This is a genomic window from Paraburkholderia sediminicola (assembly GCF_046026675.1).
In the GTDB taxonomy this organism is placed as follows: Bacteria; Pseudomonadota; Gammaproteobacteria; order Burkholderiales; family Burkholderiaceae; genus Paraburkholderia; species Paraburkholderia sediminicola_F.
The window spans coordinates 3216342-3228557 of record NZ_JAQQEY010000002.1 but is presented as its reverse complement, the minus strand read 5'-3'; the positions used below and the strand labels follow the sequence as shown (position 1 = coordinate 3228557).

11 protein-coding genes are annotated in these 12216 nt (G+C 61.8%); 9 read left to right on the top strand and 2 right to left on the bottom strand.

Annotation, left to right across the window (positions count from 1 at the left end; all coding sequences use genetic code 11):
- The first annotated feature begins 184 nt into the window (after positions 1-184).
- The 6 genes from PQQ86_RS34150 (at position 185) to PQQ86_RS34125 (ending at position 7613) form a co-directional block, all read left to right on the top strand.
- Positions 185-1348: an HPP family protein gene (locus PQQ86_RS34150; RefSeq protein ID WP_408277336.1), complete on the top strand. Its 1164-nt coding sequence runs from the start codon at positions 185-187 to the stop codon at positions 1346-1348.
- 106 nt (positions 1349-1454) lie between these two features.
- Complete coding sequence (locus tag PQQ86_RS34145) at positions 1455-1868, top strand: MarR family winged helix-turn-helix transcriptional regulator (RefSeq protein ID WP_097393114.1); 414 nt, start codon at positions 1455-1457, stop codon at positions 1866-1868.
- A 6-nt stretch (positions 1869-1874) separates the two neighbouring features.
- Positions 1875-3665 carry a chloride channel protein gene (locus tag PQQ86_RS34140; RefSeq protein WP_408277333.1) on the top strand — a complete coding sequence of 597 codons (1791 nt, stop codon included), beginning with the start codon at positions 1875-1877 and terminating at the stop codon, positions 3663-3665.
- A 333-nt stretch (positions 3666-3998) separates the two neighbouring features.
- Positions 3999-4871, top strand: coding sequence for a M24 family metallopeptidase (locus PQQ86_RS34135; RefSeq protein ID WP_408277330.1), 873 nt, complete (start codon positions 3999-4001; stop codon positions 4869-4871).
- A gap of 32 nt (positions 4872-4903) precedes the next feature.
- Positions 4904-6682: an SDR family oxidoreductase gene (locus PQQ86_RS34130; protein WP_408279425.1), complete on the top strand. Its 1779-nt coding sequence runs from the start codon at positions 4904-4906 to the stop codon at positions 6680-6682.
- Between the two features lie 28 nt (positions 6683-6710).
- On the top strand, positions 6711-7613 hold the full coding sequence (locus PQQ86_RS34125) for a metal-dependent hydrolase (RefSeq protein WP_408277327.1): 903 nt from the start codon (positions 6711-6713) through the stop codon (positions 7611-7613).
- 17 nt (positions 7614-7630) lie between these two features.
- Here PQQ86_RS34125 and PQQ86_RS34120 read toward each other — a convergent pair whose 3' ends face one another.
- Positions 7631-8524: an AraC family transcriptional regulator gene (locus PQQ86_RS34120; RefSeq protein ID WP_200564921.1), complete on the bottom strand. Its 894-nt coding sequence runs from the start codon at positions 8522-8524 to the stop codon at positions 7631-7633.
- A gap of 158 nt (positions 8525-8682) precedes the next feature.
- Between PQQ86_RS34120 and PQQ86_RS34115 the strand changes: the two genes are divergently transcribed.
- Genes PQQ86_RS34115 through PQQ86_RS34105 form a run of 3 tightly spaced genes read left to right on the top strand, consistent with a single transcriptional unit; the run spans position 8683 to position 10860 of the window.
- Positions 8683-9462, top strand: a complete 780-nt coding sequence (locus PQQ86_RS34115; protein ID WP_408277322.1) for an SDR family NAD(P)-dependent oxidoreductase — start codon at positions 8683-8685, stop codon at positions 9460-9462.
- Positions 9463-9506: 44 nt separating this feature from the next.
- On the top strand, positions 9507-9947 hold the full coding sequence (locus PQQ86_RS34110; RefSeq protein WP_408277319.1) for a GNAT family N-acetyltransferase: 441 nt from the start codon (positions 9507-9509) through the stop codon (positions 9945-9947).
- Between the two features lie 52 nt (positions 9948-9999).
- Complete coding sequence (locus PQQ86_RS34105; protein WP_408277316.1) at positions 10000-10860, top strand: class I SAM-dependent methyltransferase; 861 nt, start codon at positions 10000-10002, stop codon at positions 10858-10860.
- A gap of 8 nt (positions 10861-10868) precedes the next feature.
- Here PQQ86_RS34105 and PQQ86_RS34100 read toward each other — a convergent pair whose 3' ends face one another.
- Positions 10869-12215, bottom strand: coding sequence for a glutamine synthetase family protein (locus PQQ86_RS34100; RefSeq protein WP_408266788.1), 1347 nt, complete (start codon positions 12213-12215; stop codon positions 10869-10871).
- Between the last annotated feature and the right edge of the window lies 1 nt (position 12216).

The window sequence follows — 12216 nt, the reverse complement described above, 5'->3', positions numbered from 1 at the left end:
GCATCGGAGCGAGGCGCGGCATCCGCGTGGCCACGCTGGTTTCATCGGGGCATGGTGGCGCGGAACGTACTTTTATATCACAACAAGATATAATGCCGGCGAGACGTTCGTTCATTTCGTGAGGATTCGGCCTGAAGGTGTGGTCCCGTCCCACGTGATACCCGCCAACTTTTCCATCTAAACCTTGTCCCGCTACGCCCTCATTCGCTGGCTTTCCAGCTTTGCTCCCCATCCCATTGCCGTCCGGTGGCCGGAACGTCTGAGATCGTGTCTCGGCGCGTTGTTAGGGATTGCGTTCACCGGCGGGACAATGCACGTCCTTCTCGGACCAGCAGCAAACATTCCGCTCCTCGTTGCGCCAATGGGTGCTTCGGCCGTGCTGCTGTTCGCGGTTCCCGCCAGTCCGCTTGCGCAGCCGTGGTCCATCATCGGCGGCAATATCGTCTCCGCGACGGTTGGCGTTGCCTGTGCAAGCTGGATCGCCGATCCGGTAGGCGCTGCTGCGTTGGCCGTCTCGCTGGCGATCTGCGCGATGTTCGCGCTGCGGTGCGTTCATCCTCCGTCGGGCGCGGTCGCGCTCACCGCGGTTCTTGGCGGTCCGGCCGTGCATGCGCTCGGCTACCGCTTTGTGGCTGAACCGATTGCGATTCAGTCGGTGATGCTGCTGTGCGCGGCTATCGTCTACCACGCTGCTACCGGGCATCGATATCCGCACGTTGCGCAGAGTTCGGGCAAAGGCGCGGCCGCATCGGCTGCGGCGTCGAACGAAGGTTTCACGCGCGCGGACCTCGAGGCGGTGCTGAACCGCCGCGGGGAATTGCTCGACATCGATACGGACGATCTCGAATCCCTGCTGCGCGACGTTCAGTTGCAGGCCTACGCCCGCACGTTCAATGAGCTGACGTGCGCGGACATCATGTCGCGCTCGCTGGTCGCCGTGTCGGCAAACACGAGAGCGTCGGCCGCATGGAGTCTGCTGAAGCAGCGCCATATCAAGGCACTCCCGGTCACTGACGAGAGGCAGCACGTGATCGGCATCGTGACCCGCGCCGACCTTGTCGACAAACGGGCGTATAGCAAAGGGACCGGTTTGTCGTCCCCCATGCAACGTTGGTTCCGGCGCAGCATCACGCCGGCGCCGCTCGTCGGTGCATTGATGAACGTCGACGTTCACACGGTCGACGCGGGGACACCGATCGTCGAACTGGTGCCGGTGTTCGCGAACTACGGTCACCATCACATCCCGGTATTGGACTCGAATCAGCGGCTTGCCGGAATGATCACGCAGGCCGACCTCATCGCGGGACTCTATCGCCAGGCTTACGCCAGGCAGCGCCGCGCGGCCTAGCAATAGCAATAGCAATCGCACTATCGCAGGTACTTGCGCGTGAGTGCGCGCATAAATATCATGACGTGATAGAATTTCGCTTCATCCATTTCTCCACGGCACTCCGATGAAGACACTCACTCGCGGCTTGACCAAGGCGAACTTCGAGCAACTGTCCGAGTTTCGCTACCAGATGCGTCGCTTCGAGCGTTTTTCTGAACAGGCCGCGCAGGGCGAAGGCATCACACCGTTGCAGTATCTGTTGCTCCTGCATATCAAGGGTTATCCGGAGCGCGACTGGGCGACTGTCGGCGAGCTTGCGGAACGGCTTCAGGCGCAGCATCACGGTGTGGTCGCGCTCGTGTCCCGCTGTGAGGCGCTCGATCTGGTCCGCAGAAAAGTCAGTGAGACGGACCGTCGCCAGGTCGAGGTTCATTTGTTGAAAGCGGGCGAGCAGGTGCTGGCCCGTCTCGCCGAGATGCACCGTGCCGAACTGAAGTCGCTCAAAGGCACGTTCAATGTCCCCCAGATCGATGTTTGAGTCACCATGAGTCTCGATACCCATAAACGTGACTTTTCCACCAACGCGCGGCTTCCCGGCATTTCCGCACTCGCCGCGGGAATTGGTGCGCTCAGCACGCTTGCAGCGTTCGTGCTGCTGAGCCTGATTCATTTGTTTACCAATCTGTTTTTCTTCCAGAATTTTTCGTTTGCGGACCGCCCACCGGCCCTCAACACGTTGGGTATCTGGGTGGTAATCATCCCCGTGATCGGCGGTCTCATCGTCGGGTTCATGGCGCGTTATGGTTCGGAAAAGATCCGTGGGCATGGCATTCCCGAAGCGATCGAAGCCATCCTGTTCGGCAAGAGCCGCATGTCGCCGAAAGTGGCGATTCTCAAGCCTCTGTCGTCCGGCATTGTGATCGGCAGTGGTGGGCCATTCGGCGCGGAAGGCCCGATCATCATGACAGGCGGCGCGCTGGGGTCGCTGATCGCGCAGTGCGTGAAGGTCACGTCCGCGGAACGGAAGACGCTGCTGGTCGCCGGCGCAGCGGCGGGCATGACAGCGGTCTTCGGCACACCGGTGGCGGCCGTGCTGCTGGCGGTCGAACTGTTGCTGTTCGAATGGCGCCCGCGCAGTTTTCTGCCGGTTGCCCTTGCGTGTGCAGTCGCGGGTTTTGCGCGCGCGGCATTTTTCGGTACGGGACCGCTATTTCCGCTTGAGACTGCGCCTCCCGGCGCGTTGTCGCTGGTGTCCTGCGTCATTGCAGGCCTGATGTCGGGCGCGCTCGCGTCGGGCCTGTCAGCCGCGTTGTATAAGACCGAAGACCTGTTCGGCAAACTGCCCATTCACTGGATGTGGTGGCCCGCGCTCGGCGGCCTCGTCGTCGGCATCGGCGGCTTTCTCGAACCTCGCGCGCTGGGCGTCGGCTACGACGTGATCGGCGATCTGTTGCATCAGCATATTGCTATCCAGCTCGCGCTGGCGATCCTGATCGTGAAGGCGATCATCTGGGTCGTGGCGTTGGGCTCGGGCACTTCAGGCGGCGTCCTGGCGCCGTTGCTTATGTTGGGTGCGGGGCTCGGCGTTGTGCTCGGCCACGTGCTGCCGGGCGGCGAACCTGCGCTGTGGCCGCTCGTCTGCATGGCGGCCACGCTTGGCGCTACGCTGGGCGCGCCGTTGACCGCAATCGTGTTCGCATTCGGCCTCACGCACGACAGCAACGCGTTGCTGCCGCTGCTCGCCGCGACGCTGGTCGCGCACGGGTTTGCAACGGTCGTCATGAAGCGCTCGATCATGACCGAGAAAATTGCCCGGCGTGGTTATCACATCTACCGCGAATACGGCGTCGATCCGCTTGAGCGCCACCACGTCGACGAAGTGATGTCGCGTACGGTCGAGACAATCGATGGCGATATGTCCGTGGGCGAAGTGCTAGCAACGTACTTCGGCGCGACTCAAACACATCGCGCCTATCCGGTTGTGCGTCAAGGCGTGCTGGCGGGTGTCGTCGATCGCGCGTTACTGGAAAAAATACGCGATGACGAGGAGGCAGATGCGCTCGATTCGCGCCTGGCTGACGTGTTGCGCCACCGTTCCCCCGCATTTGCGTTGCCGAGCGAAACCTGCCGGCTCGTCGCAACGCGGCTTGCGGTGCACGGTCTCGAGCGCTTGCCCGTAGTCACGGACTCCGAAACGTTGCAACTCGTCGGCATTGTGTCGCGCAGCGATCTGGTCAAGCCGTCTCTTGCCCACTTCGACGAAGAGCACAAGAAAGAACGCTTCCGGCGTTTGCGGATCCCCGCCGGCAAGCGGCATTTCCCGCCGGTTCCTTAAGTCAGCGGTCAGTCAGCAGCCGCTCAACAGCCGGAACGAATGCGCGGTTTGCCGAAGAGTAAATAACGCTCCGGCGTGTCCGCCACTGCATCCCATGTCACACGGCTAATGCCGGAGTCGGTGCCTGAGTTCAGGCATCCGTATTTTCGGCTAGCCCGACGCCTTCACGTCCCCCATCGCGCACCCCCAACCAGGCCCCCCAGGGAAAACAACCAGTGGACGAGCGTTCCGGGTGGTGTACGATCCAATCGTTACATTGTATAATGTAACAATAATAAATGTCATCGTGACGGGCGGCTGCGCCCCCGTCGACAGCATATTCGGGAGGCATGTATGGGTGACAAGTCCATTCCACACGTCGACGTGGACGAACTGGCGCAGTTCCGCGAAGTCCAGCAACTGGCCTATCGGTGCGTCGAGAGTGTCGGCGAAATGCTCCAACCTGGCATGACGGAAAAAGACGCCGCCCGCTTGCTGACCGAATGGCTGCAGGATCACGGCGTGCGCGATTGGCTTCACAAACCCTTCGCCTGGTTTGGCGACCGCACCGCTTTTGAAGGTTTTTCCGGGCTGTCGCACATGGCCGGTTTTAACCTGGCGTTCTTTCCTGGTTCGCGTCGGCTGGAAGAAAACATGCCGGTCATTCTCGACGTGGCCCCGGTGCTGAACGGTGTGATCGCCGATGTCGGCTACGCCACCTGCGTCGGCACGAATCTCACTCTCGAACAGCTGAAAGACGACCTGGCCGAGCACCGCGAGTTGATCGTCACCATGGTGAAGCAACGGCACACGCTTGCCGACGTGGCGCGCGCGGTTGATCTGTTGTGCAGAAAACAGGGCGTCGAGCCGCGCCACAAGGCCTATCCGTTCAAGGTGCTCGCGCATCGTGTCGCGAAGCTGAACCAGCCGGCCAAGCCGCGTTTTGTGGCGCGTTTCGGCCTGAACGCCACGCGCAACCTCGTCCTCGACCAGGTTAGCGCGGGCAGGAAAGAGGGCTGGTCGCCGTTATGGTCGATCGATCGCCGCTCCGATCATGCGCCGACGCCTGGCCTGTGGGCCGTCGAGCCGCATCTCGGCTTTCAGGGTGTGGGCGCCAAATTCGAAGAGTTGCTGGTCATCACCGATGACGACGCCTACTGGCTCGACGACGACCTGCCGCATGTGCGCCGCTGGGCGCAGCGCGGACGGGCGTTGGCCGCGGCATGACGGAGGCGCACATGCAACTTCTAACCGAACCCATATCGCCCACGCTGTACGAGGCGCCACCCGCCACGCGCCGCACCGAATTCACGGTGAACTCGGGCGACGTGACGCTTGCCGCCAAAGCATGGGGCGACCCCGCCCGGCCGACTGTGGTGTTAGTGCATGGCTACCCCGACAACAGCGAAGTCTGGGACGCATTGGCCGCACTGCTGGCCCACGATTTTCATGTGATTGCCTACGATGTCCGCGGTGCGGGGCAATCCTCTGCGCCGAAGGGGACAGCAGCTTACCGTCTGGGAAAACTCACCGACGACTTCATCGCCGTCATCGATGCCGTGAGCCCCAATCGCGCCGTCCATCTGGTCGCGCACGACTGGGGCTCGATCCAGGGCTGGGAGTTCGTCACCGAAGAGCGCTTGCGCGGGCGCATTGCGTCGTACACGTCGTGCTCGGGCCCTTGCCTCGATCACGTCGCTTATTGGATCCGAGCACGCTTGCTGCGTCCCACGCCGCGTTCGATCGGCAAGCTATTGGGGCAACTGGTGCGCTCCTGGTACGTGCTGCTGTTCCATTTGCCGGTGCTGCCAGGCTTGACCTGGCGCATGTGGCTCGGCCGCGCGTGGCCGCGAGTACTACGTCGCGTGGAAAAGACGCAGATCGCGCCGCGCCCGACGCAAACGCAGGACGGCGTGCGCGGCGTCTCGCTGTACCGCGCCAACTTCATCCGCTGCCTGTTCACGCCGCGCAAGCGCTACACCCACGCGCCGGTCCAGGTGATCGTGCCGACGCTGGACAAATACGTCAGCCCGGCCTTGTCCGAAGATCTTTCGCGATGGGTTCCGAAGTACTGGCGCCGTGAGCTGACTGCGCGGCACTGGCTGCCGGTCACGCACCCTGAACAGATGGCCCGGATGGTGCGTGAACTCGTCGATCACACTGAAGGCGGTGCCGAACCGGACACGCTGCAACGCGCCCGTATGGACGCCGCACGCAAACCGCTCAGCGGCAAGCTCGCGGTCGTGACCGGCGCAGGCAGCGGCATCGGGCGATGCATTGCACTGGAATTCGCGAAGCAGGGCGCCGCAGTGGTCGCGGTCGATATCGACACTGCAAGCGCAGAACGTACGGCTACCCTGGTCAGATTGTCAGGCTGCCAGGCGTACGCACGCAAAGCCGATGTCGGCAGCGCCGAACAGATGGAAGTGCTGGCGGACTGGGTCGGGACGGACCTCGGCGGCGCGGACATCGTGGTCAACAACGCCGGCATTGGCATGGCAGGCGGCGTGCTCGACACCTCGGCACAAGACTGGGAACGCATTCTTCGCGTCAACCTGTGGGGCGTGATTCACGGCTCGCGTCTGTTCGCCCGGCAGATGGTGAAGCGCGGCAACGGTGGCCACATCATCAACACCGCATCAGCCGCGGCCTTCGCCCCTTCGCGCGACCTGCCGGCCTATGCGACCACCAAGGCCGCCGTGCTGATGCTTAGCGAGTGCATGCGCGGAGAACTCGCAGCGCACGGTATCGGCGTCAGCGCAATCTGCCCGGGGTTCGCCGAGACGGGAATCATGGCCTCAACCCAGTATGTCGGCGCCAGCGCTCAGGAGCAGGACCGCATGCGCCAGAAAGCCACCAAGCTGTACCAGTTGCGCGGCCTGCAGCCCGAGACGGTCGCGAAAGCCGCGCTTCGTGCGGTATTGCGCAACAAGCCTGTGGTCGCCATCGGCATCGAGGCGCATTCAATGCGTTTCATCTCACGCTACATGCCTGGACTAAGCCGCGTGATCGCCCGCATCGGCATGGTGCCGCGTTGATCTCACTCACCGGATGCCGGAGACCGTCATGACTCAAGAGCACACTCAATACAAGATCAGGGCACGCCATGTGAAGTTCGACTGGAGTCAAACGCCGATCCAGTGGATTCCCGGTGACCCGTCGAGCACGCACATCATCAATGTGCTGAACCTGCTGTTCCCTGCGGGCGAACTATGGTTCTGCCGCGTCTACAACAAAGCGCTACCGCTGATCGCTGACCCCGCGCTGCGCGATGACGCAGAAGGGTTTCTCAGGCAGGAAGCGGTGCATTCGCGCTCGCACGGCGGTGTGCTCACGCACTACTACAAGGCTCACGGCATCGATACGCAGCCCTTCACAAAGAAACTCGACTGGTTGTTTGGCAAGCTGCTCGGCGAGCAACCGCTTGGACTGAAGATCGGTAAAACGCGTTTCTGGCTGCGTCAGCAACTGGGTGTCATCGCCGCGCTGGAACACTTTTTCGGTTATCTCGGCAATTGGGTGCTTAATGCCGACGGTCTCGATGCCGCCCATGCCGACCCAACCATGCTCGACCTGCTGCGCTGGCACGGCGCCGAAGAAGTGGAGCATCGCACCGTAGCCTTCGACATCTTCCGGCATATGGGCGGCACCTACTTCGAACGCTGCTTCCATATGTTGTCGACGGTGTTGCTCCTACTGTACTTTCTCACGCACGGTGCGCGCTTCATGCACCAGCGCGATCCCGACGCCGGCGCGTACCGCGGTTTTATCCTCGCCTGGCGTGCCGGGGCGCGGCGCGGTTGCCTGCCGTCGTTCTGGAAGATGATCGCGGCAGCGTTACGCTATTTCAATCCGCGCTATACACCGCATCACGAAGGCTCGACCGAGCAGGCTCTCGCCTATCTTGCCACCTCGCCCGCTGCGCAGGCCGCGGCGCATGGAGGCAACTGGGTGCGCGATGCGAATTGACACGGCGGCGTGAAGCACTAGGTCGTTGCCGTTTTCAAAGCCTCTATGTCACGGCGAGGTGGCGCTCCAAACATACGCGAGTATTCGCGGCTGAATTGCGATGCGCTTTCGTAACCCACCTGATAGGCCGCCGCTTCGGCATTGGCAATGCCTGCCACCATCAGGTTGCGCGCTTCAAGCAGGCGAAGCTGCTTCTGGTATTGCAACGGGGTCATCGACGTCAGCGCCTTGAACTGCCTGTGGAATGCCGACGGACTCATTTGTGCCACGGCAGCCAGCTCCTCGATGCGTACAGTCTCGGTGAATTGGCCTCTTAACGCATGGATGGCAGTCACGACTTTATGCACATGGCTGGTGGCCAGCACGACCCGGGCGACCTCGTTGCCGTGACGCCCCGTGAGCAACCAGTAGCAGATTTCCCGCTTGATCATCGGCGCGAGAATAGGAATAGCGTGAGGCGTGTCGAGGAGACGCACCATGCGCAGCATGCAGTCAGCGAGCGGGCCGTCCATCTCGGTGACAAAAACGCCGTGGCCGAGTTCGTCTTCCGGCGCAGGCGGCGTATCGAGACATGCCATGACATCGCGCATGATGGCGAGGTCGAACTCCATGGCAATAGCGAGGTAAGGCTCAGTTGGACTGGCTTTGACAATCCTGCTGAACGCCGGCATCTCAACATTGACGATCAGGGCTTGTCCTGCCCTGTAGTCGTAGCGCCTGTCACCGAACGTCGTCCACTTGGCGCCTTGAACGACGACACAGAGAGCCGGCTTCATGATCAGATGAGAGGGATGTTTTTCATGATCCGACCGGATGATGATCAAGCCATCGATGGCGGTCATGAACGGACCCTCGCTCCCGGCTTGATTGTCGGTATAGCGTTTGACACCTTCGACCAAGGCATTTGACATATGAACTTCCTCCGCGCCTGCATTTGCTCATGTTACTGCCTCTCGTGTCGAGCTGCAGAGCCTGAGCAGGATTAGGCAAGAAGAAGGACAGTTAGGGCATTCAGCCTCGCTATCGGCCGGAATAAGCTGCGTCTACACCTCTAACGTGGAGCGCAAAAATGACAGCAGCACAATCGGCAGACGCCATTTCGAAGATCGCCATCGTGACAGGCGGGAGTCGCGGTTTGGGGCGCAATACGGTCCTGAGCCTTGCGAAGCGCGGCGTCAGTTCCGTATTTACCTATCGCGCCAATCAGGCGGAAGCCGACAAGGTTGTCGGCCTCGTGGCGGAGGAGGGGCAAAGAGCCATTGCTCTGCCACTCGATACCGGAAAAGTGAGCACATTCGACGCGTTCGTGGAGCAGGTTCGGGCGTCGCTTGCGCAGTTGGGCGCCGAGCGTTTCGACTACCTCGTCAACAACGCCGGCACGTCGAATCACACGCCGTTTGAAAAGACAACCGAGGAAGAACTGGACAGTCTTTACCATGTCCATTTCAAGGGCGTGTTTTTCCTGACACAAAAGCTCCTGCCGTTGATCAAGGACGGTGGACGCATTGTGAATATCTCCTCGGGACTGACCCGTTTCACTTTTCCAGGCAGTGGGTCCTATGCGTCCATGAAAGGCGCGGTCGAGGTTCTGACTCGTTATCTCGCGAAGGAACTCGGTCCGCGCCGAATTGCCGTCAATACCGTCGCGCCAGGCGCAGTTGCCACGGACTTCAGCGGCGGCATGGTGCGCGACAATCCCGAGATCAACAAGCTGGTGGCGGACGGCACGGCGCTCGGTCGTGCGGGCTTGCCCGACGACATCGGCCCGATGATCGCGTCGCTGCTGTCCGAGGACAATCGCTGGGTCAATGGCCAGCGCATCGAAGTCTCGGGCGGCATGTCTCTGTAGCTGTGCCAGAATCGGCATTCTTCCACCGAGGACGGAATGCCGCTATGGCCGACAATCACAACAACAGCCTGGATATCCGAAGGCTTTCCCCGACAGAATGGGCACAAGCCTTTCCGGTGATCGCGCAATTGCGTGCACTTGATCAAGACGAATTTCTCAGAAGAGCCAGGCTGCAATCGCATTCTGGCTACGAGCTTGTCGGCGCTTTTCAAGGCGGCAAACTTGTTGGCGTGATGGGGATGAGGCCGGTCCACACGTTGGCGCGCGGGGCGCACTTGCACATCGACGATCTCGTCGTCGATGAGGCGACACGGGGCAGCGGTGCGGGCCGCGCCTTGACGGAATATGCGGAAGCCGACGCGCGTACTCGCGCTATGACTGCTGTGTTTCTCGACGCGCGGCCAGATGCCGTTCCCTTCTATGAGCGACAGAATTACGCGGTCCATCCTGCACCTACGATGAAAAAAGCTTTCTTGACCTCGTAGGCATGAAATGGGGTAACGTCAACAACATTCGCCTACAGGAGGATCGAAAGTCATGACCGACAAGCAAGATGCAGCGCCAGACAGTACAGCAGCGCGAGTCGCCTTGTGGCGCGCTCTCCATGTCCAGTCCGACCCGCCGCCGCATGTGCTGGAAGACGTAATCGGCCTTAAACTGCTGTCCCCGGACGAGGGTTGGCGCAGCCGCGGGGACATGGACCCTCAATTCACGCGACCCTTTCGCGCTTCGATCGTGGCGCGTGCCCGCTTCATTGAAGACCTGGTCGTGGAACAGGCCGGCCGTGGGCTTGATCAGTACGTCATCCTCGGCGCCGGCCTCGATAGCTTCGCGCAGCGGCGGCCGGAGATCGCATCCCATCTCAAGGTGTTCGAAGTCGACCAGCCAGGTCCTCAGGCATGGAAGCGTCAGCGCCTGACCGAGCTAGGCTTCGGCGTTCCGGATTGGCTGCGTTTCGTGCCGGTCGATTTCGAGGCGGGGGGAAGCTGGCGAGACGGGCTCGTGACTGCCGGCTTCGATGAGAGCAAGCCGGCAATCGTGGTTTCCACAGGCGTCAGCATGTATCTCACCAAGGATGCGAACGCGGCCACGCTACGCGAAGTCGCGTCCCTTGCTCCAGGATCGACGCTCGCCATGACGTTCCTGCTCCCGCTTGAGATGGCGGACCCTGAGGTGCGCCCCGGACTTGAGATGGCGGAGAAGGGCGCACGAGCAAGCGGGACACCGTTCATCAGCTTCTTCACCCCGCCGGAGATTCTGGCGCTGGCCCGCGAAGCAGGCTTTAGAGAAGCACGGCATGTCTCGGCGGCCGATCTTACCGAGCGCTACTTCATGGGCAGAACCGACGGTCTGCGGCCGCCAAAGAATGCTGAGGAGCTGCTGGTAGCCAATACCTAGCTGCTCGCTCAAAGGAACCAGCGGTATTCCCGCGCATTCACCTCGTTCATGAAATCCAGATGGTCCTGCCGTTTGTTCTCGCAGTAGACCATCACGAACTCTTCGCCCATGCCTTTGCCTACGACCGGATGGCTTTGCATGGCGGCGACGGCCGTGAGCATGTCTTGCGGAAAGTCGACGCCGCTCCTGCGGTCTTCGTTGAGCGGCGCGATGGGTTCACGGCCTGCATCCAGCCCGTGTTCCATACCGGTGAGAATAGCGGCCAGTACCAGGTAAGGGTTCGCGTCGGCGCCCGCCAGGCGGTGTTCGATGCGCAAGTTGCGGTCATCCGATTCGGGAATGCGAATGCAGGCGTCGCGGTCCTCGAAACCCCAGCTGGCACGGCTGGCCGCATTCGTCTTCCAGCCATAGCGGCGAAACGCGTTGTGATTGGCGGCGAAGACAGGCATGCAATGCGGCAGCAAGGCGAGGCATCCGGCCACCGCATGGCGCAGCGGACGCTGGCCGTCGGCGGCCAGCAGGTTGTTGCCCGCCTCGTCGTAGAGACTCACATGCACGTGCATGCCGCTGCCCGGTGCGTGCAGGTACGGCTTGCTCATGAAGCTTGCGCGGTAGCCGTGTTTCAGCGCCACGCCGCGCGTGCTGCGGCAGAACAGGGCAGCCCAGTCGGCGGCGCGCAGACTGTCGTCGTTGTGGCCAAAGTTGATCTCGAACTGCCCGGGCCCGAGCTCGGCAGTGATCACGGTAGCGTCTACGCCTTGCTCGCGCGTCGCGTCGACCATCTCGTTGAGCACACTGGAGAAGCGCGACAATCGTTCGATGTGCATGTTGGACTGGTCGTCCGGATCGTCGCAGAACGGGTCGCGTGGGAATTGCGGAAGACCGTCCGCCAGCCTCGCGTCGAACAGATAAAACTCCAGTTCGAAGGCGACAACCGGGCGGATGCCGCGCCGCTCGAAGCGTTTCAGCACGCGCGCCAATACCTCGCGCGGCTCGAACTCGATGGGCGCCTCGGTGCCGTCCGAGCTGATCAGCATCTGTCCCAATGGCTGGCTTTCCCATCGCACGGGCTTGAGAGTGCCGGCGATCAGGCGGCGCTGCGCATCCGGATCGCCGTCGTTGAAGCAATAGTCGCCGATCGGGAACACGCCACCTTGCGCGCCGAGCAAAATGCAGTTCTGCGGCAGTTTCAGGAGACTGCCGGCAGCGACTTTCTCGAGCATGTCTATGGGGTAGCGCTTGCCGTAGAAGTGCCCGGGGATATCCAGGCAAATGAGGTCGACGTAACGCACCTCGGGATACGCCGCGCGGAAGGCGCGTACTTCGCTGAGCAGGTCGGCGCTGGGGGAAGTCATA

What these genes read in the sequence shown, in the direction of transcription:
- PQQ86_RS34145 (WP_097393114.1), top strand. Translation starts at nt 1,455, where the DNA reads ATGAAGACACTCACTCGCGGCTTGACCAAGGCGAACTTCGAGCAACTG.
- PQQ86_RS34140 (WP_408277333.1), top strand. Translation starts at nt 1,875, where the DNA reads ATGAGTCTCGATACCCATAAACGTGACTTTTCCACCAACGCGCGGCTT.
- PQQ86_RS34135 (WP_408277330.1), top strand. Translation starts at nt 3,999, where the DNA reads ATGGGTGACAAGTCCATTCCACACGTCGACGTGGACGAACTGGCGCAG.
- PQQ86_RS34125 (WP_408277327.1), top strand. Translation starts at nt 6,711, where the DNA reads ATGACTCAAGAGCACACTCAATACAAGATCAGGGCACGCCATGTGAAG.
- PQQ86_RS34120 (WP_200564921.1), bottom strand. Translation starts at nt 8,524, where the DNA reads ATGTCAAATGCCTTGGTCGAAGGTGTCAAACGCTATACCGACAATCAA.
- PQQ86_RS34115 (WP_408277322.1), top strand. Translation starts at nt 8,683, where the DNA reads ATGACAGCAGCACAATCGGCAGACGCCATTTCGAAGATCGCCATCGTG.
- PQQ86_RS34110 (WP_408277319.1), top strand. Translation starts at nt 9,507, where the DNA reads ATGGCCGACAATCACAACAACAGCCTGGATATCCGAAGGCTTTCCCCG.
- PQQ86_RS34105 (WP_408277316.1), top strand. Translation starts at nt 10,000, where the DNA reads ATGACCGACAAGCAAGATGCAGCGCCAGACAGTACAGCAGCGCGAGTC.
- PQQ86_RS34100 (WP_408266788.1), bottom strand. Translation starts at nt 12,215, where the DNA reads ATGACTTCCCCCAGCGCCGACCTGCTCAGCGAAGTACGCGCCTTCCGC.